Source organism: Paenibacillus sp. DS2015 (assembly GCF_050433705.1).
Taxonomy (GTDB): domain Bacteria; phylum Bacillota; class Bacilli; order Paenibacillales; family Paenibacillaceae; genus Paenibacillus_AQ.
Genome location: NZ_JBNPWS010000004.1, coordinates 132,869 through 154,508 on the forward strand (window position 1 = coordinate 132,869; position 21,640 = coordinate 154,508).

At 40.8% G+C, this 21,640-nt stretch carries 22 protein-coding genes, 1 pseudogene and 1 riboswitch; of the genes and pseudogenes, 2 read left to right on the forward strand and 21 right to left on the reverse strand.

Going from position 1 to position 21,640, the window contains the following annotated elements; genetic code table 11:
- Nucleotides 1-80 precede the first annotated feature (80 nt).
- From thrS to metA, 6 genes are all read right to left on the reverse strand, one after another.
- Nucleotides 81-2,018, reverse strand: a complete 1,938-nt coding sequence (thrS, locus tag J2T13_RS05660; RefSeq protein WP_429369172.1) for a threonine--tRNA ligase — start codon at nt 2,016-2,018, stop codon at nt 81-83.
- A gap of 371 nt (nt 2,019-2,389) precedes the next feature.
- Complete coding sequence (locus J2T13_RS05665; protein WP_429369174.1) at nt 2,390-3,295, reverse strand: putative sporulation protein YtxC; 906 nt, start codon at nt 3,293-3,295, stop codon at nt 2,390-2,392.
- Between the two features lie 243 nt (nt 3,296-3,538).
- Complete coding sequence (gene mqnC, locus J2T13_RS05670) at nt 3,539-4,675, reverse strand: cyclic dehypoxanthinyl futalosine synthase (RefSeq protein WP_429369176.1); 1,137 nt, start codon at nt 4,673-4,675, stop codon at nt 3,539-3,541.
- A 263-nt stretch (nt 4,676-4,938) separates the two neighbouring features.
- Nucleotides 4,939-6,108, reverse strand: coding sequence for a trans-sulfuration enzyme family protein (locus J2T13_RS05675; RefSeq protein ID WP_429369178.1), 1,170 nt, complete (start codon nt 6,106-6,108; stop codon nt 4,939-4,941).
- On the reverse strand, nt 6,105-7,289 hold the full coding sequence (locus J2T13_RS05680; protein ID WP_429369180.1) for an aminotransferase class I/II-fold pyridoxal phosphate-dependent enzyme: 1,185 nt from the start codon (nt 7,287-7,289) through the stop codon (nt 6,105-6,107). The genes J2T13_RS05675 and J2T13_RS05680 overlap by 4 nt, the downstream gene beginning before the upstream one ends.
- Before the next feature lie 27 nt (nt 7,290-7,316).
- The gene (gene metA / locus J2T13_RS05685) at nt 7,317-8,252 is read right to left on the reverse strand and encodes a homoserine O-acetyltransferase MetA (protein ID WP_429369182.1); all 936 of its coding nucleotides are present in this window, start codon (nt 8,250-8,252) and stop codon (nt 7,317-7,319) included.
- Between the two features lie 122 nt (nt 8,253-8,374).
- Nucleotides 8,375-8,499, reverse strand: a riboswitch (SAM riboswitch).
- Nucleotides 8,500-8,956: 457 nt separating this feature from the next.
- On the opposite strand from metA, the gene corA reads away from it, so the two are divergent.
- On the forward strand, nt 8,957-9,892 hold the full coding sequence (corA, locus tag J2T13_RS05690; protein WP_429369184.1) for a magnesium/cobalt transporter CorA: 936 nt from the start codon (nt 8,957-8,959) through the stop codon (nt 9,890-9,892).
- Between the two features lie 61 nt (nt 9,893-9,953).
- On the opposite strand, the gene J2T13_RS05695 is transcribed toward corA, so the two are convergent.
- The 13 genes from J2T13_RS05695 to J2T13_RS05755 form a co-directional block, all read right to left on the reverse strand.
- Nucleotides 9,954-10,967, reverse strand: a complete 1,014-nt coding sequence (locus tag J2T13_RS05695; RefSeq protein WP_429369186.1) for an HRDC domain-containing protein — start codon at nt 10,965-10,967, stop codon at nt 9,954-9,956.
- A 158-nt stretch (nt 10,968-11,125) separates the two neighbouring features.
- The gene (locus J2T13_RS05700; RefSeq protein WP_429369188.1) at nt 11,126-12,010 is read right to left on the reverse strand and encodes an ROK family protein; all 885 of its coding nucleotides are present in this window, start codon (nt 12,008-12,010) and stop codon (nt 11,126-11,128) included.
- Nucleotides 12,011-12,118: 108 nt separating this feature from the next.
- The gene (locus J2T13_RS05705; RefSeq protein WP_429369190.1) at nt 12,119-13,234 is read right to left on the reverse strand and encodes a phosphodiester glycosidase family protein; all 1,116 of its coding nucleotides are present in this window, start codon (nt 13,232-13,234) and stop codon (nt 12,119-12,121) included.
- Entirely contained in the window at nt 13,234-14,121 is an 888-nt protein-coding gene (locus tag J2T13_RS05710; RefSeq protein WP_429369192.1) for a 5'-3' exonuclease, read from the reverse strand. Before J2T13_RS05710 ends, J2T13_RS05705 begins: the two co-directional genes overlap by 1 nt.
- Nucleotides 14,122-14,296: 175 nt before the next feature.
- The gene (locus tag J2T13_RS05715; RefSeq protein ID WP_429369194.1) at nt 14,297-14,662 is read right to left on the reverse strand and encodes an arsenate reductase family protein; all 366 of its coding nucleotides are present in this window, start codon (nt 14,660-14,662) and stop codon (nt 14,297-14,299) included.
- 27 nt (nt 14,663-14,689) lie between these two features.
- Nucleotides 14,690-15,649 (reverse strand): RluA family pseudouridine synthase, encoded by a 960-nt coding sequence (locus J2T13_RS05720; RefSeq protein WP_429369196.1) that lies wholly within the window; start codon nt 15,647-15,649, stop codon nt 14,690-14,692.
- On the reverse strand, nt 15,646-16,218 hold the full coding sequence (locus J2T13_RS05725; RefSeq protein WP_429369198.1) for a cob(I)yrinic acid a,c-diamide adenosyltransferase: 573 nt from the start codon (nt 16,216-16,218) through the stop codon (nt 15,646-15,648). Before J2T13_RS05725 ends, J2T13_RS05720 begins: the two co-directional genes overlap by 4 nt.
- A gap of 158 nt (nt 16,219-16,376) precedes the next feature.
- On the reverse strand, nt 16,377-16,913 hold the full coding sequence (locus J2T13_RS05730; RefSeq protein WP_429369200.1) for a hypothetical protein: 537 nt from the start codon (nt 16,911-16,913) through the stop codon (nt 16,377-16,379).
- Between the two features lie 180 nt (nt 16,914-17,093).
- A complete protein-coding gene (locus J2T13_RS05735; protein WP_429369202.1) occupies nt 17,094-17,351 on the reverse strand; it encodes an aspartyl-phosphate phosphatase Spo0E family protein in 258 nt (85 codons plus the stop codon).
- 91 nt (nt 17,352-17,442) lie between these two features.
- A complete protein-coding gene (locus J2T13_RS05740) occupies nt 17,443-18,651 on the reverse strand; it encodes an aminotransferase class I/II-fold pyridoxal phosphate-dependent enzyme (RefSeq protein WP_429369204.1) in 1,209 nt (402 codons plus the stop codon).
- Between the two features lie 17 nt (nt 18,652-18,668).
- Nucleotides 18,669-19,169, reverse strand: coding sequence for an Lrp/AsnC family transcriptional regulator (locus tag J2T13_RS05745; protein ID WP_429369206.1), 501 nt, complete (start codon nt 19,167-19,169; stop codon nt 18,669-18,671).
- Nucleotides 19,170-19,353: 184 nt separating this feature from the next.
- The gene (locus J2T13_RS05750; protein WP_429369443.1) at nt 19,354-19,731 is read right to left on the reverse strand and encodes a spore coat protein; all 378 of its coding nucleotides are present in this window, start codon (nt 19,729-19,731) and stop codon (nt 19,354-19,356) included.
- A 40-nt stretch (nt 19,732-19,771) separates the two neighbouring features.
- Nucleotides 19,772-20,008: a hypothetical protein gene (locus J2T13_RS05755; protein WP_429369207.1), complete on the reverse strand. Its 237-nt coding sequence runs from the start codon at nt 20,006-20,008 to the stop codon at nt 19,772-19,774.
- Between the two features lie 112 nt (nt 20,009-20,120).
- Between J2T13_RS05755 and J2T13_RS05760 the strand changes: the two are divergent.
- A pseudogene (locus J2T13_RS05760) lies at nt 20,121-20,357 on the forward strand (amino acid oxidase); the annotation flags it as partial.
- A gap of 99 nt (nt 20,358-20,456) precedes the next feature.
- Here J2T13_RS05760 and J2T13_RS05765 read toward each other — a convergent pair.
- Entirely contained in the window at nt 20,457-21,020 is a 564-nt protein-coding gene (locus tag J2T13_RS05765; RefSeq protein ID WP_429369209.1) for a hypothetical protein, read from the reverse strand.
- 160 nt (nt 21,021-21,180) lie between these two features.
- Nucleotides 21,181-21,600 (reverse strand): DUF350 domain-containing protein, encoded by a 420-nt coding sequence (locus tag J2T13_RS05770; RefSeq protein WP_429369211.1) that lies wholly within the window; start codon nt 21,598-21,600, stop codon nt 21,181-21,183.
- Between the last annotated feature and the right edge of the window lie 40 nt (nt 21,601-21,640).

A 21,640-nucleotide genomic window follows, 5' to 3' on the forward strand; every position in this document is an offset into this window, starting at 1 on the left:
TTTATATACATGGCAAAGGATTCTCTAAAACTAAATATAATGTGTGTTAATGGAATAAGTGTTAATGAAATAAGCGTTACTTAAATAACATGATTTGAAATTTCTTCTTTTAACATGGCAATTACTTCAGAAAGTGGCTTAGCACCCATATCACCTTCACCGCGCTTACGTACCGATACCGATTGATCATTCATCTCATTCTCACCGATAACGAACATGTAAGGAATCTTTTCAAGCTGTCCTTCACGAATCTTATATCCTAGCTTCTCATTGCGAAGATCAGCTTCTACAGAGATACCCGAAAGCTTCAGTTTATCGACCACTTCGTTGGCATATCCTTCAAAAGCACCCGACACAGGAATAACCTTAACCTGAACTGGAGACAGCCATAGCGGCAATGCTCCCGCAAAGTTCTCCAGCAAGAAAGCAGTCATCCGTTCCATTGTGCCTAGAATACCACGGTGGATAACGACAGGACGATGTTTCTGACCATCATCACCAATATACTCTAATTCAAAGCGTTCAGGTAATAGAACATCAATTTGAGTTGTTGACAATGTCTCTTCCTTGCCCAATGCAGTCTTAACCTGTACGTCCAACTTAGGACCGTAGAATGCAGCCTCACCTATCGCTTCAAAGTATGGAAGTCCCATCTCTTCTACAACTTCTTTGAGAATACGTTGAGTATTTTCCCACATTTCGTCATCAGGCCAATACTTTTCAGTATCTTCTGGATCTCTATAAGACAATCTGAATCGGTATTCCTTAATTCCGAAATCCTCATACACTTTGGTGATCAGTCCAACGACACGTTTGAATTCTTCCTTGATCTGATCTGGACGACAGAAGATATGTGCATCATTCAGTGTCATCGCGCGAACACGGTGTAATCCAGTGAGAGCTCCAGACATTTCGTAACGATGTTGCATTCCAAGCTCCGCAATACGGATTGGAAGATCACGGTAGCTACGCATATCACTCTTATACACCATCATGTGATGAGGACAGTTCATAGGCCGAAGCACCAGCTCTTCATTATCAAGTTCCATCATCGGGAACATGTCTTCCTGATAATGCTCCCAGTGACCGGATGTCTTATACAGTTCAACATTACCCAGAACAGGAGTATAGACATGGTCGTACCCTAAGCTTTCTTCCAAATCTACAATATACCGTTCCAATGTACGGCGTAGTTTAGCCCCTCTTGGTAACCAAAGTGGAAGTCCTTGACCCACAAGTGGGGAAAAAGTGAACATCTTCAGTTCTTTACCTAGTTTACGGTGATCACGTTTCTTGGCTTCTTCTAGGAAGTGCAAGTGCTCATCTAATTGAGCTTTTTTAACAAAAGCTGTTCCGTAAATCCGTTGCAACATTTTATTCTTACTATCTCCACGCCAATATGCACCCGCCACATTCATGAGCTTAAAGATTTTGATTTTACTTGTGGATGGTACGTGAGGTCCCCGGCATAGATCGAAAAATTCACCTTGTTCATACATCGATATAATGCTGTCTTCAGGCAAATTATTAATAAGCTCCAGCTTGTATGGATCGCCAAGTTCGCCGAATATTTGTAGCGCTTCTTCACGACTGATCTCTTTACGCGTAATTGGCAAGTTCTCATTAATAATTCGTTCCATTTCCTTCTCAATCTTCTGCAAGTCCTCTGGATTAAGCGGATGCTCTAGATCCATATCATAATAGAATCCATCTTCAATAACGGGTCCAATCCCTAACTTCACTTCTTTATTTCCGAACAACCGTTTAACTGCCTGTGCCATCAAATGGGCTGTACTATGCCGCATAACCTCTAATCCCTCAGCAGAATCCAAAGTCACGATCTCGATCAAGGCACCTTCTTCTAGCGTTGTGGATAAATCCACCACTTGTCCGTTCAACTTACCCGCTACAGCACTCTTCTTAAGCCCACTACTAATAGAGGCTGCAACATCTTCAATACTGCCACCTTCTGCATACTCCCGAACGGATCCGTCCGGTAATTTAATATTCACTGCCACGTCAATTCCTCCTCTAAAATTCTATAAAAAGACAACAAAAAACACTCATCCCAGTAAAGGGACGAGTGTTATACCCGTGGTTCCACCCTAATTCAACAGTTGGATATACATTTACTCACATATGTATATTCAAGTCCTTCATCAGCATTATATAACGGGTATGATCCGGCAATTCTTACTGTTCAACTGATATTCTCGGTTGAGGTTCATAATCGCAGCTACAAAGGGGTAAACCATAGCTGGTAACCGAAGGGAATTTCAGCCTCTGTTCCCTCTCTCTTTACGGTCCATGTCTAGATGGCTCATATCTTTGTCAAAGCTTTTGGTGAATTCATCAATCATTATAGTTCTGCTTGATATGAACCGTCAAGTTATATCTTCTCTTTTTCTTTAAAAAAAGCTTGGCATTCTGTACAAAGGTGACATATTTCAACTCTTTTATCAAAAATTTGGACCAACGTTTTTATCGCTGGCATGTGAGGTTCTCGCGTGTGGATAATCACTTTTGCAGGACAAACAGAAATGAGTGTACTGACAACGACATCTTCCATTTCCATGTCCTTTTGATCCAGTCTCTCCACAACTACGCCATCTTCCGGCCTTTTTTCAAGCCGATTCATATTTTGGTCAAACAATAAGAGCTCCTGCCCGCTCTTATGAACCACATGAACCACTGGAATTTGCGGCTCTTGAAAATACACAAAATACTTAAGCAAACTTACAAATTCCTCGTATTGTCGATCAACTAGAAATTCATCCACGGCATATTCCACAATTTCTCTCAACTCTGATGCGTATTCCTTTTGCCTGAACGATATAAAACCATCAAGATTAAAGGTTGGATACTCCAACAGACATAGCTCTATAGGCTTTATTAACTTTTTATGTCGACGTTTCCATGATTCATTGGGTGTTTCTTCCCCTTTGGCCAATAGAGATAAACAATGTTCCACAATACGTTCAGATTCCTCCTTACCTGAGAAATCGAACTCTTTATCAAGAAGCCCCTCCACTATTTGTTTTTCTTTGATTTCTAATATGATTTCAGCGACTGCTTCAGCCACCGAATGAAATAAGGAGCCTTTCTCATCTCCCATGGATACCTTCTGTTCGCTCCCAGTACATTTCCATACCGATAATCCTTCATGGGTAGTGTGACTCAATTTCAACGATTTGAATTTTTTATGTAGTTCTTTATTTTTTTTTGTAACGATACGGTAGAAAGAATCCTCTTCTTGAGAGGAAACTGTCTTAACGGTTATTCTGAACCATTCCATGGAGATCACTCCTTTCGTTATCCTTGTTAAGTATATGGTCTCTGAACAAGGGATATACGGAAGGGGTTATTGGAAAACAAGCTAAGATTTCTCAGGTACCCTCTCTCTAAGGGTTTGAAAAGGATAGTTATTGAATTTCAATGCTGTAGACCGTAGAAAGACCGCTATTCGGATAGATTAAATGCATCAATTTAAAAAAATCCCCACTTTCAGTTAAGAAAGCAGGGCTCGTGTATATAAATATTAGTTCTGCATAACAAAGTCACGATCGGCATGTGTTCCTTCTTCAAACACTTTTAAGATATCATATTTCGTATTCCGTTGGGCTGGAATTTTACCTGCTTCGCGGATCAAGGTAAGAATCGATTCTATGTTCACTTTATGAACAGCTCCCGCTGATGAAACCACATTCTCTTCCATCATGGTGCTTCCGAAATCGTTACATCCATAGCTCAAAGACAATTTCCCTACTTCTGGTCCCATTGTTACCCAAGAGGACTGCAAGTGTGGCACGTTATCAAGTATAATACGCCCCATGGCAACAGTCTTAAGATACGCCTCAGGCGTTTCACGCTCACGCACTAAGTTCGTATTATCAGGTTGGAAAGTAAAGGGAATGAATGCTAAGAAACCTTTTGAGTTATACTTATTACTAATACATTCATCTTGAGCTTGGCGGATTCGCAACATGTGTAGGGCACGCTCTTCCATCGTTTCACCAAATCCAATAACCATCGTTGCACTTGTGTTCATCCCTTGTCTGTGCGCGATCTGCATAATATCCATCCACTCACGCCAAGTCCCTTTGAGACGGCTAATCTTCGAACGTATGCGATCATCCAGAATTTCAGCCCCGCCTCCAGGAAGAGAGTCGAGTCCAGCTTCATGAAGCAGACGTACAACCTCTTCCAAAGAGAGCCCTCCTGAAACTTCCTGCATCTTAGTAATCTCTGCCGGAGAGAAGGAATGCATCGTAATATTTGGAAAACGTTGCTTAATGGCCTTAAGGAGATCTGTATAATAGCTGAATGGAAGATCGGGATTGGTTCCACCCTGCATTAGAATTTCAGTACCGCCAACATCTTCGGTTTCTTTAATCTTCTGAAAAATCACTTCATCAGGTAATACATACCCTTCAGGTGAACCAGGCTTACGATAAAATGCACAAAAACGGCAATATGTATCACATATATTCGTATAGTTCACATTGCGACCTATAACAAAAGTTGTGATCGGATCTGGATGTTTACGTCTCATGAGAATATCAGCTGTATGTCCTAACTTCTCAATCTCATCACTTTCAAACAACCTAACACTATCTTCCAGTTCAAGGCGTTCGCCTTTTAGTACTCTATCTAGGATACGGTCTACCGTACTCATCGACTGGTAACCTCCCTTAATATAAATTTATAGGATAGTCTCACATATATAAGATGAACTAACGTTTCACCATATGTTGACCTTTCCATATTAACATACTGTCTAGGATAGAAAAACTTAATTTGAAGTATTACTTGAATAATAGTCGTGTAGGATGACAGCTATAACCTACATTTTCATACTACATACAGACGATCCAAAAGAAGGGTTATCTTAATTATATGCCATTTAAGACACACCTTAAGACAACCCTTCTGTAATTATTATCCTCGTAATGCCTGATCAAGATCTTGGATCAAATCCTCAATATGCTCTAGTCCAACCGAGAATCGAAGTAATCCATCTGTAATCCCACGTGCTGCTCGAACTTCAGGTGGCATAGCTGCATGAGACATCATAGCGGGGTAAGACAATATGCTCTCAACAGCACCTAAACTTACTGCAACCAACGGTAGTCTAACACTATTCAACACTTGTTTAGCCCGCTCACCAGAGCCTACGTCGAAGGATACAACCGCCCCGTAACCTGTGGATTGCTTCTCGTGATTCTCACGGCCTGGGTGATTCGCTAAACCTGGATAGAATACATTGACGATATCACTACGTTCATCCAGCCAATTAGCTAGCTTCCTTGCACTAATCTCACTATGGTTCATCCGCGCTTCTAACGTTTTCATTCCACGAATAAGTAACCATGAGTCTTGAGGTCCAAGCACCGTACCTAATCCGTTCTGCAATTGCTTCAATTCTTTGCCTAGGGCAGCTGTCCGAGCTACCGCTAGACCTGCAAGAACGTCACTGTGACCCCCAAGAAATTTGGTAGCACTATGTAACACAATATCTACACCTTGCTCTATTGGACGCTGAAATAACGGAGTCATGAACGTATTATCTAACAGCGTAATCAGATCATGTTCTTTCGCCCAGCTTGTAACCGCAGCAACATCTGTAATTTTCAAGGTAGGATTAGAAGGTGTCTCCATATATACAGCCTTGGTATTAGGCTTCAATGCAGCCTTCACGTTATCTACATCTGTCATATCTACAAACGTAGTCTCAATACCAAGTCTACTTAAGATACTTGTTAATAATCGGTATGTCCCCCCGTACACGTCTTCCGTCACGATTATATGGTCTCCCGATGAGAACATCATAAACGTACTAGAAATCGCCGCCATTCCGGAAGAATATGCGAATCCTCGGTCTCCACCTTCTAACAAAGCGATGTAATCTTCCAACGCTTGACGAGTTGGATTCCCTGAACGACTATAATCATGCTGTGGTGGATTAAAAATATCTTCATGGTGAAACGTTGATGCCTGATAAATGGGTACACTTGAAGCTCCAGTAGTACGGTCAATTTCCGACCCAAAATGGAGTAATTTCGTCGCAAAGTTCAGTTCATTACGGGACGAATTCTGGGATTCACTCATCGTTGTTCTCCTCCTTCGATTTCTTGACGCGCTGCATCAAGTGCTCCACCTAAATCTGCAATTAAATCATCCACATGTTCTATACCTACCGAAAAACGAAGAAGACGATCATCTACACCAATAGCTTCGCGAATTTCCAGTGGAATGTCTGCATGAGTTTGCACAGCTGGGTATGTCATTAAGGATTCTACTCCGCCTAAGCTCTCTGCAAAAGCGATCAGACGGACATTTCTTAATAGAGGTTCAACATAGCGAGCATCCTTCACTTTGAATGAGAATATTCCCGTGTTCCCACTACATTGCTTTTTCTGAATATCATGACCTGGATGATCCGGTAGAACAGGATGATATACCTCAGCTACTGCCGAGTGCGTGAGCAAATATTGAGCAATCTGAACTGCATTACTTTCATGACGTTCCATCCGAAGTGCTAAAGTCTTCATTCCACGCATTAATTGGTAAGCATCCGTCGGACCGAGAACAGCTCCAATGGAATTGTGCAGAAAGGACATTTCTTCAGACAACTCTTGTCCTTTAGTAATAATCAGACCCGCTAATACATCATTATGACCACCTAAATATTTAGTTGCACTATGCACAACGATATCAGCCCCTAATTCGAGCGGCCGTTGAAAGAACGGTGTCATCAATGTGTTATCCACGATGGTAAGTAATTCATGTCGTTGTGCCCATGCACAGACGGCTTCTATATCGGTAATCATCATTAATGGATTGGTTGGCGTCTCTATAAAAACTGCTTTTGTATTAGAACGTCTTGCCGTCTCCAAAGCATCTAAATCATTCGTGTCTACATAAGAGGCACTTACACCAAATTTAGAAAGAATACGTTCTAATAGACGGTATGTCCCTCCATACAAATCCAGAGATACAATCAGATGATCCCCCTGACCAAAAAGTGTAAAAACCGTTTGCAACGCAGCCATTCCTGAGCTACATGCAAACCCTGCATCTCCTGATTCAAGTTCGGCAGCTGCATCCTCCAATACCTTACGGGTTGGATTCTTTGTTCGAGAATAATCAAATCCTGTGCTCTTACCAAGTCCAGGATGACGGAATGCAGTAGCTTGATAGATCGGAAAATTAACGGCTCCTGTCACAGGCTCTTCAATAGAACCAATTTGCGCCAATCTACTTTCAATTTGTAACGACCTCTTCTCCATACTATATCCTCCCTATTCTATCCCTCACTATATTTGTGGCCAGACTTCAGCAGTTTCGCCTATATCAAAAGGTGTTTCTTGGTATACATAGTAATTCAGCCAATTTGCGAATAATAAATTAGCATGTGCTCTCCATACAGCAGGGGGAACCCGATCAGCATCATCATTAGGATAATAATGTTGTGGAAGCGCCATATCCATTCCTTTGCTAATATCCCGTTCATATTCCCACTTCAGTGTGAAGGGATCATATTCCGCATGACCGGTCACAAAAACTTGTTTGCCATCCTTTGTAGCTACTAAATATATACCAGCCTCTTCAGACTCTGATAAAATTTCTAATTTGTCGATCCCTTCGATATCCTTCCGTCGAACCTCTGTATGACGAGAATGAGGAACGTGAAATAATTCATCAAATCCTCTCAGCAGCTTCACATTTGGCAAGGCCACCGTATGAGGAAATACGCCAAATATTTTCTCATCCAGTTCCCACTTAGGAACACCGAAATGATAGTACAGTCCAGCCTGAGCAGCCCAACAAATATGAAGTGTTGAAGTGACATGCGTCTTGCTCCATTCGAATATCTCTTGTAGTTCACCCCAATAATTAACTTCCTCGAATTCCATTTGTTCGACAGGAGCACCCGTAATAATCAATCCGTCGAAGCGAGTGAATTTCACTTCATCGAACGTTTTGTAGAAGGTTCTCAAATATTCCTCAGATGTATTCTTGGACGTATGGGAATTGGGATGAAGTAGCACAATATCTACTTGAAGGGGTGAGTTTCCAAGCAGACGAAGAATTTGAGCTTCTGTTGTTTCTTTCGTAGGCATTAAGTTTAGAATAGCAATACGTAGTGGGCGTATGTCTTGATGGTATGCAAGACTCTCATCCATGACAAATATATTTTCCCCCACTAGAATTTCCTTAGCAGGTAACGCATCTGGAATCTTAATCGGCATTATGATTACACTCCCTTTGGCTGAAACTGGCGATAATCATTTCTGAGGAAAGCCATTTTTAAACAAAAATGACCCTTATCCAAATTCAGGAGAAAGGTCATAATTGCTTAATATATGCGCCTCTCTCATCTCTCAGCAAACGAAGCCAATATGGGCATCATTTCCTGCAAGAATTAGCACCGTACGTTGTTAAACGCCGGTTGCCGGGTTTCATCGGGCCTGTCCCTCCACCTGCTCTTGATAAGATTTCGCTGTATTCATTTATTTGTAATTTAATAAATCACATTAAACATGTAATTTAGATTAACTTTAAATCATCTACACGTCTTCGTCAAGAACCAGAACTCATTTTCATATTTCCCACTCACATTTCCCTTACTTATTGAATAGTCTGTAGACTAGAATTAGCTGATCATAATTGTTCTTGTAAGGTCGATGACCGGGCGTTATACTATACAAGTATTGAAAATCGGAAAATGAAAGAGGTGACATGGAAGATGGATGGCGACCCCAGGCCTGAGCTGATTCAACTTGCATTACAATCGCATACCTTGAGAATAAGCTTGTCGGTAGTGGGTATTATTCATTTCCATGTGGAGAGTATTTAACGAATGCCTCCCGCTCCCTCCGACAGACCATTCTCTTTCGTATGCGCGTATTTGGCGCTTCCCCACGCAATCTTGGGGATGAAGGAGTGATAATAGATGAAGATACGTTTGGTAAATGAAGGTGTATTTACCCCAATTGATAACATTGAATTAACATTGACCCCACCCACAGAAGGATTCTATTGGATTGATGCTGATGCAGAAGATCTTGTAGAGCTACAACCTTTATTCTCACTACATGACTTAGCAGTAGAAGATTGCCTACATGAAGATGAACAACGTCCTAAAATTGAGATATATGAGAGCCATTACTTCATAGTCATTAATAGTATTCGATTTGATGATGAAGAAATATTTCTACGCGCACTTAGCGTATTCTTAGGAAGACATTATATTATTACGGTTACCAATCAGAAAATTAATGAACTTCGTACATTAAAACCAATACTTTGGGAGCAAGAAGTCAGCGAACCGGATCGTTTTCTTTATCTACTTATTGACTTAGTTGTAGACAATTATTTCTCTGTCGGTGACCGCATTGAAGCCAAGATCGAGAAATTAGAAGAAGATATCCTGATGCGCACTAAGAAAACCCACTTGATTGAAATTATTGGTTTACGCAGTGAAATATTATGGCTGAAGAAGGCTCTTGTTCCACAAAAAGAAGTGATTAATATCCTGAACAAGAAAGATCTTCGACTGATCGACGATCAGTTACAGAAATATTTTAGCGATATTTATGAGAACACAGTGAAAGTATCCGAAGCTTTCGAAACATATCGCGATCTCATGGGTAACTTACGTGAAGCATATCAGTCTAGTATCGACAACCGCGCGAACGAAATTATGAGAGTACTCACTGCAATTACCATCATATTCATGCCTCTAACACTTATTACTGGTATCTTCGGTATGAACTTTGTCCATATGCCAGAGCTAGAATCAAAATATGGTTATTATGTGGTCCTTGGCTTTATGGTGGTACTGGGTTTCGGGATGTTCTATACGTTCCGCAAAAAAGATTGGATCTAAATCATACAACAGATGGACGAAGAACTGCTCCGAATGCAGAAATTCTTCGTCCTTTGTTATGCTAACTTACGTTTCTCCTAGAGTCTAACATTCTGCGAAAGCGGATGCGGATCATCCGTATGCGTTCGTATAGCTGATCTATATTCCCAACCTTCACAGATTCCTTCTCGGTTCCATACACACGTAGCAGTACAGGCTTCAAGAAGATGTCCCCCAACTCTTCAAATGCTGACCATACAGCCACTTGTTCCTCATTATTCATGCCCTGTAATTCCATCTCTATCAAGGTCTCTGTACTATACCCCTCTTTCTCTAGTTCTTCCAAAGCCTCAATTAACTCTTTACGTTTCATATTACAATCCTGACTTAGCTCATCTAAATTTTTCCTCTCAGAAATACCCTGTAGTAGCTTATGGTGCATTCTATATTTATCAAGTTCATCTTTATATTTCTGTTCCTTCTGTTTAAATACCCACGACATATACGCCTCTTCACTTAATGACGTGTACACCCAATCCAAGGGAAAACAATGATTGCGTTCCAGGGAAGAGGTGATCTCTAATATATCTGCACCGTACTCTTCTACTTTATTGACACCAACTCCTGGTAATTGTAACAACTCCTCTGCATTATGAGGTATGAAAGTACTAATAAGCCGGAGGACTTTGTTGCTAGCAATGAAATAAGGGGCTTTATGTTCAGATACTGCTCTCTTTCGTCTCCAAGTGCTTAATTGCGCATAAAGATCCTCTTGAAAATGGAGCTCACTGTAACAATATAACTTCTGCACTGTATTCCCTTTACCTCGTAGTTCCTCATCTTCATGAAACACACCTTCAATTAAAGGGCGATAACCTTCCACTAATTTCATTGACAGACCATGTCGATAAATGCATAACATTTCATTCCACGCCCCCCCTTCATACCAGACGCTGTCATTTATTTCATCATTTAAAAGTAAATCTCTCCAACCTAAATGCCAAACGCCTTCCTCCTCCCCGATCCATACTTGTGCTGCTAGTATCTCATTGTTTCCCAATCCCTTTACCAGACGATTCATAAATACGATTTGCATGACATACACCTCCCTTGTTTCAGTACAACACAAAAAAAGCACCTCTCTTACATAAAAGTAAGAGAGGTGCTTCCTCATCATTTCATTGCTATACTGTTAATCCAATAATAACATAAACTACCATATCGTCAATAATAATTAAGTAATCCCCTGAGATCCTAGTCCTCTTCCAAAGCCATCTTCGCTAATGCCAGTGCCCCCGAGAGACCTGCATTATCACCTAGTTGTGGTGAGACAATGTACTGTTCAATCTCGTCGTTTAAAGCTGAATGTTGAACATAACCATTCAATAATTGTTTAAGCTCCTTACGAATAAGTGGGAACAGCTGTTGCTGCTTCATGACACCACCACCCATAATGATCTTCTCAGGAGATAATATCAATATGTAATTCATTAAGGCTTGGGCTAAATAGTAGGCTTCCATTTGCCATGCTGGATGATCTGCACTTAGTTCAACTGCTGGAACACCCCAACGCTTATTAATGGCAGGACCTGCTGCAAGCCCTTCCAAACAATCGTTATGATAAGGACAGAACCCCTCGAATGAATCCTCTGGGTGGCGACGCACTAATATATGTCCCATCTCTGGATGAGATAGACCATGGACTAGCCCTCCATTGACGACAATACCTGCTCCTACGCCTGTACCTACAGTAATATAAAGACAGCTGTCTTTACCCTGTCCAGCCCCCCATAGATGTTCACCAAGAGCAGCACCATTCACATCCGTATCGAAACCGATGGGAACATTAAATTGTGAGTTCAAATGCCCTACAATATCATACTGACTCCAATGTGGCTTAGGTGTTGTAGTTATATATCCATAGGTAGGACTTCCCTTCACAGGGTCGATTGGACCGAATGATCCTACTCCGATAGCCTTCACCCCTTTACCTTTAAAAAAAGAGTCCACATTTGCCATCGTCTCAGCCGGTGTTGATGTCGGGAAACTTATTCTTTCCTCAACTTTTCCATCACCCGTTCCTATGCCACATACAAATTTAGTGCCTCCAGCTTCAATAGCTCCAAGTAAATTATTCAAGATAATATTCCTCCTACATACTTAAGATCATCGGCATTATAGCTCGGTTATTCCAAACAAGTCAACCTCATATTCATATACTGAATCACTTCATAGCCATTGCTGTTACTATTTATTGAGGTTACTTCCAAAAACTAACGTATTACTTAGTAATCGTCCTGCTTGCGTAATGACTTTACCATTTCCGTACATGGCAGAAGAAGCTCCACCGTCCAGATTCATAGCCTGCTTGACACCCATTTTATTCATAATTTCAGCCCATTGTTTCATCGTTGCTCCAGATACAGTTGCAATCATGATTGATCCATCTGACTTAATGGCAATACCGCTACGTGCAGCAGAACTACTCAAAATCTTCTGATCCTGAAATCCTTCTGCAGCAGGTGATAAAGCGACCTTACCATCCTTCACAAGGCGGGGTCCTGCCCCTACAGCTGTAACGACCTCTTCCCACGGAATAGAGTTACCCTTGGGATCTTTGTATGAGATATTCATCTCTACTGTTGCTCCGATTTCGAACCGATCAGCCAACGGCTTCTGTGTACCACTATATATGAGAACATATCCCTTGGGAGGAATGGCCACATTGTCATTGATTACTTTTCTCTTAACTTTATCATTCTCAACCACAACAGCAATCCCGCCTTTAAAGCCTACACGTGTCCCACGATCTTGCGTAAATAATATACTGTTACTCGCGTTCGGTGCAGGTGTGCGATTGACAAAGGTTGCATACCAACTCTGAGACCGTCCCTTTGTTCCTGTAACCCTACCCGTAATACTTATGTACAAACTCTCCATTAGGGCTGAACCATCGGCTTTGAAGCCAATGGTCGTACCGTAACGTCCAATATGTGCGATTCTACCCTCTACAATCAGATTACCATAAGGATCTGTTGGCCCACCATAAGCTTCGAAGAAAGCACCATTGATAGCTGCCTGAGCTCCATACGCTTTTACAATAGCATTGAAATCCTGTGTTGATCCAACCTGACCTTTCGCTAGTCCTAAGGTAACCGGTGTCCCTTTCGGAATCGTCACCGTCTGAACTGTGAAGGTTCGTCCGCTAACCGTTACTTTCTTCGTTTCACTTTTAACTGCTGATTTAGATGCTGCATAAGAAGTATCCACGCTTCCAGGAACTAACCAAGACCCTATCATGATCATAGCTAGTATACCTATACTTATATTTCTTCTGTTGAGTTTTCCCCAAGATATCTTCACTAAACTACTTCCACTCCCATCAGTCCACATAGACTTTTCATTTCAAGCTCTTCAAATTTAGATGATATGACGAATTGATCAAGCGCTAACAGACAACCCTCTAATTCACACTCGATAGGAACGGCACAATGAATTTCAGCAAGTCTCCGTGATAGATGTAGCATATCCAGGTCATTCTCAATCTTAGTTCGTACACTCGTCGTTAACTGATTAAGATTCTCTAGAACGCCCTCTACGGACCCATACTCTTGAACTAACTTCATCGCCGTCTTCTCACCAATACCACGTACGCCAGGATAATTATCACTAGCATCACCCATTAGCGCCTTAACATCAATAATTTGACGTGGAAGTAACTGTTTCTCTTCGTACAAAGATTCAGGCGTATATACTTTATAATTCCCATGCCCTTTTTTCATAATAATCACACTGGTCTGAGGGCTCACAAGCTGTAATAAATCATGATCACCCGTTAGGACCATTACATTCATGTCCTTGCTACATAGCGATGCTAAGGTACCTATACAGTCATCTGCTTCATAACCTTGACAGCTAATATTAGGGATTCCAAAGCTATCCACTACATCACGAATTAAAGCGAACTGCGGCACCAGATCTTCCGGCGCTTCCGATCGATTTCCTTTATAGGCAGCGAATTCCTTAGCACGAAAGGTTCCCCCTCCAAGATCCCAGCAACAAACGATGTGACTTGGATTAAAGGTCTGTACCGCATCCCAAAAATAACGAACGAAGCCATAGACTGCATTCGTAGGAATTCCAGCCTTAGTTCGCCGTATATAACCGCTCGTAGCTGTTGCAAAATAAGCTCGAAATAATATGGCCATTCCATCGACCAGCATAATAGATTGTTGATTATTGCGTGTCACTCTTTTACCGCTCCTTGTTTATCTGAAACCACTAATGAATGAAGTGGGTTCTACGATTAGATTGAACTAAATTTTGCTCACCCTATACCTATGGATTCTAAAGAAAATCAAGATATATGAGTTATTCTTAGATCATTCTAAATAGTATATCATAACTAGTAAATCCTTTGGGTCTTTAAGCATTACCCCATATATTGGCATACTGATCTTCTTTATATCCAACCGTAACCTGTTCACCATCTGTCACGATTGGGCGCTTAATGAGCATCCCATTCGAAGAGAGTAATTCGATCTGCTCATCCATACTAAGCTCTGCAAGTTTATCTTTTAGCCCCATTTGTTTATAGACCTCTCCACTTACATTGAAAAATTTCTTGAGTTCTAATCCACTATAAGAGATCAGATTCTTCAGTTCTGACACGGTAGGTGGCTCCTCGACGATGTGTCGTAATTCAAGCTCATGTTCGTGAGCCTGCAACCATTTCACCGCATTTCGGCATGTGCTACATTTAGGATATTGATATATGGTTAGTTTAGCCATCTTGTATTCCTCCTGTTACATTCATCATTAGATTGAACCAAGCAATTTATTAAGAAGTTGCTGCATATCTATTGGCAGTGGGGCCTTAAAGGTCATGGACTGATGCAATATAGGGTGAAAGAATGACAATTCATTAGCGTGTAAAGCTTGGCGCCCCATATACTGATCAAGTTCCTTTATCTCTCCCATTTCCATATCTTCACTATAACAAGGGTGCTGATAAAAGGTGTCCCCGATAAGCGGACAGCCAATAGATGTCATATGAACACGAATCTGATGCGTACGCCCACTTTCCAATTTCAAGGCTATCATGGATGCATTCTTATACTTTTCAAGAAGTCTGTAACGTGTCAAAGAGGCATATCCCGTTGCCGTCACAATTCTACGATGAGGTTCAGCAGGATCTCGATCAATAGGACCATCAATCATCCCCTCCGTGGGATGAGGTGAACCATGAACTAAGGCAATATAGTTCTTGTCTACTTGATTATCTGCCATCTGCTCAGAAATATGTTGGTGTACATATGGATTCTTAGCAATGACGATAACGCCAGATGTATCTTGATCTAACCGATGTACAGGCCGAAAACGAAACCGCTGTCCTTGTTCAATCCAATAATGGACCACACCATTAGCTAGCGTATTGGTATAGTGCCCTTTTGTAGGATGAACGATCATCCCTGCTGCCTTGTTCACTACAAGCAAATGTTCATCCTCGAACAGAATATCGAAAGGAATGGGCTGTGGCAAAATATCATCCGAAGATTCCTGCTCCATTCGGATTTCCACCACATCTCCATCCCTAACAGGAACACTGATATAGACCTTCTCCCCATTCAGTTGAATGCCCTCTTCGCTCTGTTTCAATCGGGACAACAACTTCCGGGATACACCTAACTTCCGCTGCAATATGTCCTTGAGTATCCATCCCTCTTCTTCTGTGGGAATTACATATGTTATTGGATTATAATATTGTGAGAGTGTCATTTGCCTGATCGAAACACTTTTTGACTACGTACATATTCAATATCAGTCACTCCACTACGCACATTCACCGTTCTACCAATGACGAAGAAGTAGTCAGATAGCCGATTTAGATATTTACGTACAGCAGGATTAATCTCCTTACTCTTACCTAATGTAACTGTCCTACGCTCTGCTCGGCGACATACTGTCCGACATACGTGAAGCGTAGACGAAAGCAACGTTCCCCCAGGTAGAATGAAACGCTCCAGTTGTGGATTCTCCTGTTCACACGTGTCGAGCCATAACTCTAACCGCTCTGACATCGATTCAGATACTTTGTATTTACTTTCACTAAGATTTACAAAAGCTAAGTCAGAACCACAGTCAAATAACTCATGCTGAATCTCTAACAATTGCTCCTTTAGATCAGTAAATTGCTCATCCTCGCCCATCATACTAATCACTTGTCCTACAAAGCTATTCAATTCATCGATCGTTCCATAAGCTTCAACCTGATCATCGTCTTTGCTCACTCTAGCACCGATTACCGAAGTTTCGCCTTCATCACCCGTTCGTGTATACACCTTCATCCGTATTCCTCCTATAAATTACAATTTCCATCTATTATAACACTCGAGTCGTCAGCCCAATCAGTACTTGAAATACTTGAACAATAACTAGTGTTGGTTTGATACATACCATACGGTCATCATAGATTTCTATTGCGTGTACGGGTTACCAATTCCCGCTATTCAATCATCGCTTTCAATACTTTAACAGCGTTCTCTTCCGAATCAGATGAAACCGCAATTGTGGCGTATAATCCAACACTGGTATATTCTAGATCCTGAAAGGCTTTCATCTGAGAGACTGGAATACCATACAAATGCTTCTCTGTCTTGACATTATTGTCATCATCCAGAACACCACCCTCAAATACACCATCTGAATAGGTTTCTGGATCAAAGTAAGAATCAAGTACAATATTTGCCCCGTCTCTACCATATACCTTCATTTCATTCTCAGGCAAAATGATAATATCATGGTCATGAGTCGCATACTCTATCATTAACTTCTGTAGATTGAATATAGGAGTCGCGGTAACCTTAACCTTAAGTTCCTCTCCCATCTTCTCCTGTAATATCTGATTTAGTTCCTCGCTAATTTGAGAAGGGTCAAATTTATCATCTGTAATAAACACCGATACATCAGCCTTATCTGATCCACATGCAGTGAGCATGATGATTGCCGACAAAACAATCATAAGTCTACCTATAGCCTTCAAAGCCGCTCCCCCTTTGTAAGTGCATGCTCAAGAAGTCTACTGTCCGCACCAAGAAGGTGATTACTTCCTGATCAATTGATGACTTTATGAACAACCTTTTTAAATAGTTACTCTAATATATCATATCTAGGATATATAAAAAAAGAAGACCCGATATATATCGGGTCTTCTTGGATAACACTATTTTTTAGAGCCACATATTCTCATATATTCATTTATTTTTTGGTCTAACATAATACTGATTTCAATGACAATATCGGAAGTAAAAGATTTCTCCTGAGTAAACAATTGTTCCATCCTACTACGAAGAAATTGAATCTCAGCTTCCAGTGCATTATCTCTTGAAAAATACACTGTATTTGTGGACCATTTATTACGATTTTCTTCGGCAGCATAACTTCCGCGATATGTGGGTAGATCATAATCAGTACAAAACATAAGAACCCCCCTAGATAGTCTAATTATGCTCACAGAGGAAAATTATAACATAAAAAAAATAAATAAAAGTATAATTCTAAAGATATATAATTTAACCTTGTTTCAATCGCTCAACAAATTTACCGATTCGGTCCAGAGCTTCGTTCAATTGAGCAACTGAAGTTGCATATGAACATCGGATAAAACCTTCACCACCGAGACCAAATACAGTACCGGGTACAGCAGCCACCCTTGCTTCTACAAGTAAGCCCTGAGCGAAATCATCCGACGATAAGCCCGTGCTCTTAATACTAGGAAATGCATAGAAAGCGCCCTGAGGTTCATGACAATCGAGACCTATATCACGGAAACCTTGAACAATTAGACGTCTTCGCTGATTATAAGAATCAACCATTCTATCTTTTTCCTCGAGACCATTGGTTAGAGCCTCTAAAGCAGCCACTTGACCCATTACAGGAGCACACATCACGGTATATTGATGAATTTTGAGCATGGCTGCAATGATATCCTCGTGTGCGCAAGCATATCCCATTCTCCAACCTGTCATGGCAAATGCCTTTGAGAAACCACTTACTAATATCGTTCTATCCATCATTCCTGGAATAGCTGCAAAGCTAACATGTTTCTCGTTATAGCTAAGCTCTGCATAGATTTCATCCGAAATAACAATCAAGTCATGTTTCTCTACCAGTTTAGCTATCGGAAGCCAATCCTCATATGTCATAATGGCACCTGTAGGATTACTTGGATAGCTTAAGATCAGAATCTTAGACTTAAGTGTGATCTTCGCCTCTAGCGCTTCGGCAGTCAACTTGAAACCATTCTCAGAATTCGTCTCAATTCCGACGGGAATGCCTCCCCCAATAGCCGTAATTGGAGAATAGGATACGTAACAAGGTTCTGGAATAAGAATTTCATCCCCAGGGACAATGAGTGCACGAAGGGCTAAATCTATCGCTTCGCTACCCCCAACCGTCACTAAAATTTGCTTATCTGGCTCATAAGATACATGAAAACTCTCATACAGATATTTGCCAATAGCTTCACGTAACTCTGGCATTCCCGCATTAGAAGTGTACCTTGTATTGCCACGTTCCAATGAATACACACATGCTTCGCGTACATGCCATGGAGTAATAAAGTCTGGCTCTCCTACTCCCAGCGTAATAATATCTTTGCTAGCAGATACAAGATCGAAAAATTTACGAATACCCGAAGGAGCAATTTCCCTAACGAGCGGTGCTAAATACGATTCCATGGATTTATTAGTTTCTTTTGCAAGATCTTCATTTAAGATCATGACACTCACATCTTCCTTCACGGTGAAATCATGAGGCGATTATCTTCTTCATGTTCATCCAAGATAATACCGTCTTGTTTGTATTTTTTTAGAATAAAGTTGGTTTTGGTAGACAATACCGATTCAATTGGCGATAACTTCTCAGAAACAAAATTCGCCACTTCCCTTAAATTACGTCCTTCTACTTCAACAAGTAAGTCATAGGCACCTGACATCAAATATACTGATTTCACCTGCGGATACAGATAAATTCGTTCTGCAATCCCTTCGAATCCACGTCCCCGCTCTGGCGTTATCTGCACTTCAATCAGCGCAGTGACTTTCTCATCTTCTATCTTACTCCAGTTAACAACTGCGGCGTACTTCACAATGACATGATCACTCTCAAGCTCGGCTATTGTCGTCTTGACCTCATCTTCACTTACACCCAGGAGCGTAGACAGTAAAGCAGGGGATCTTCTCGCATCCTCTTTCAAAAGCTCTAACACCTTTAACTTTAGATCGTTCAGTTCCTTCATAAGTCACCCTCCAGCACTTGCTTTTCACAGATATCTATTCATAGCTTGATTATCATGAATACCTGCGGAAAGAGATTAATACTTATATTACAATAATTAAGAGTTAATGCATAGAAAAACCATTCCTCTTTTTAATATCTCAAGGAATGGTCCTCTAAACATGATTAATAATCTCAAGAAAAGACTACATATAATTAGAATTTTGAGAATTAGGTTGATTCTGCGGCAACGGTTGAGTTTGACCTACTCCACCCAACCTCTGCTGAACGAATTGATGCGACTGCTGTTGCGTTTTTCGAGATTGTTGAAGCTGTTTATCAACCTCTTGCCTCGAAGCTTTACTAGCAGGTGTATATTGGTTCTGTTGTTGCATTAAGTGAAATAGGTCTCCCTGTAGCCTTAATGTATCATTCGTTAGATCCGTAAACATCTGACGTATCGTGGGACAGGCAGATTCGGTTGTAGCCGTTGTATATTCTCTAACTGTTCTTTTCAAATTGCATAGAACCGTATTTAGCAAATCTTCTTCCGGCAATATTGTTGACGCGCTCTGAGAATTCATCATTGTATTCATTTCCTCCTCGTTATTTATGGGTGTAAAATTATTGTGGCAGTTGCATCGGAGCTACTTGTTGATGTTGCTGTAGCGATTGAACGAGCATATCTAGATGATGTTCCATACTTTCAATATAACTCCGACAGGCCTGCTGAATATTCGGGTTCTGTGAACTTGCTACTGTCGCTGCACACTGTTTAATCAACAGATCCTCATTGGAAATAGAATCCATAATATAGTCTAATTCTTTACTGGTTAGTGGTTGCATTTGCATAGATTGCATATCTTCATTTCCCTCCTGAGTAAATAATTTTGAACAAGGAATAGTATATCCAGAGCCTAAATTTTCTATGTGAAGAATTTCTCAGTTCATAATTTATTAAAAGGAGAGTACATGGCACGAACGGTGTCTTATATGGGAAACAGCTCGTTCTTATCTCTATATGAGAACAACTCCTGAAGGTAGAATTATAGCAGGAGGACTGTCACTGTTATTTTATTGAGGGATTAGAGGCAATGGAACGGTTACCAGTATGATTGCAGATTTACTAGCTGATGTTATTTCAGGCAATCCTCGACCTGAGATGGAGCTGTTCTCCCATACTAGAACGACTAAGGCACAGCCAACCTGATGGCAATACTTATACTGAACATAGATAACAAACAGCCCTTACCATTATTGGCAAGGGCTATTCGTTATCTATTTATTTATTTATATACACCCACATAACTTAAAGCTTCTTAGCATTTAACCCTTTAATGAAACGTATACGATCTTCGTCATTTAATGAGCTCTCCACATGGAAGCAACCAGAACAGATATACGTATTCACCGTGAATGGTGTACTCAAAATGGGGGCTTGAAGTGCGCTAAATATGAAAGGCTTATACTCAGAATCCGTTATTTTCTGTTGGCCTGTAAGTAACATGTATTCGTGACAGTGAGGACATTCTTGTACTTCCAACTGCTCGTCCAACACTTTAGCAACCGTCACATCATAAAGGCTCAAGTCATGTGTTGTCTCATACTTATCGAGCGCACGGAATGCTGCGATCGCCCCGTTAATCTCTTCATCCCAATAATTCTCAGAATCTATATCATCCTCTGAACTATGCTTGACAGCCGTGGGTTCTGACCGTTCTTGTTGTTCTTGCTCTTCATCCTCGTCAATCCCAATATTAAGCGTACGATACTCATTCAACTCATTCTGACAATGAGGACATTCTGCCTCGGGACCTATTTCATCATCCCATACAATTTCAGTCTGACACCATGGGCAAACATTCGTTTCCATAATTCATCCTCCTAGATATTCATTAAATAGATAATTCCTGCCGCAAAAAAAACAACCGCAGCCACAAATAAAATACGCGCCAAATTTTTCATGAAGTCATGGGCCCTCCCGCAAATTTACCTTAGGACAACTCTTTCATTAGATAAACTATGTGTTCATGTTAATATATACAAGCTCCAATTAAGTAGGAAAGTGAAATAGAGATCATCATAGAGATTAACCCCACTGCCCGATTATCCTTCTTGATTTCTTCATCAATTGAAAAAACAGGCGTTAGAAATTCAAATAGAAAATAAGAAAGAAGCAGTAACAAAAATCCAAAGAAAGTCCACTTCATTGAATCGTAAATTGAGACTTTAGCCTCAATGCTGAATCTCAGCACATTACAAATTCCGAATATTTTACCTCCTGTAGCCATAGCCACGGATATATTCCCTTGTTTAATTTCATCCCAGCACTTGTATTTCGTCACCAATTCAAAACATGAAAGAAACACAATTAAAGCCAATATCCCCACTGAAAAATATCCAATTAGTATCCCAAGAGGGTGTGCCAGCAATCGATCAATCGCATTAAACATGTATGATTTGACCTCCTCGTATCCAGATCCAGTACCCTAA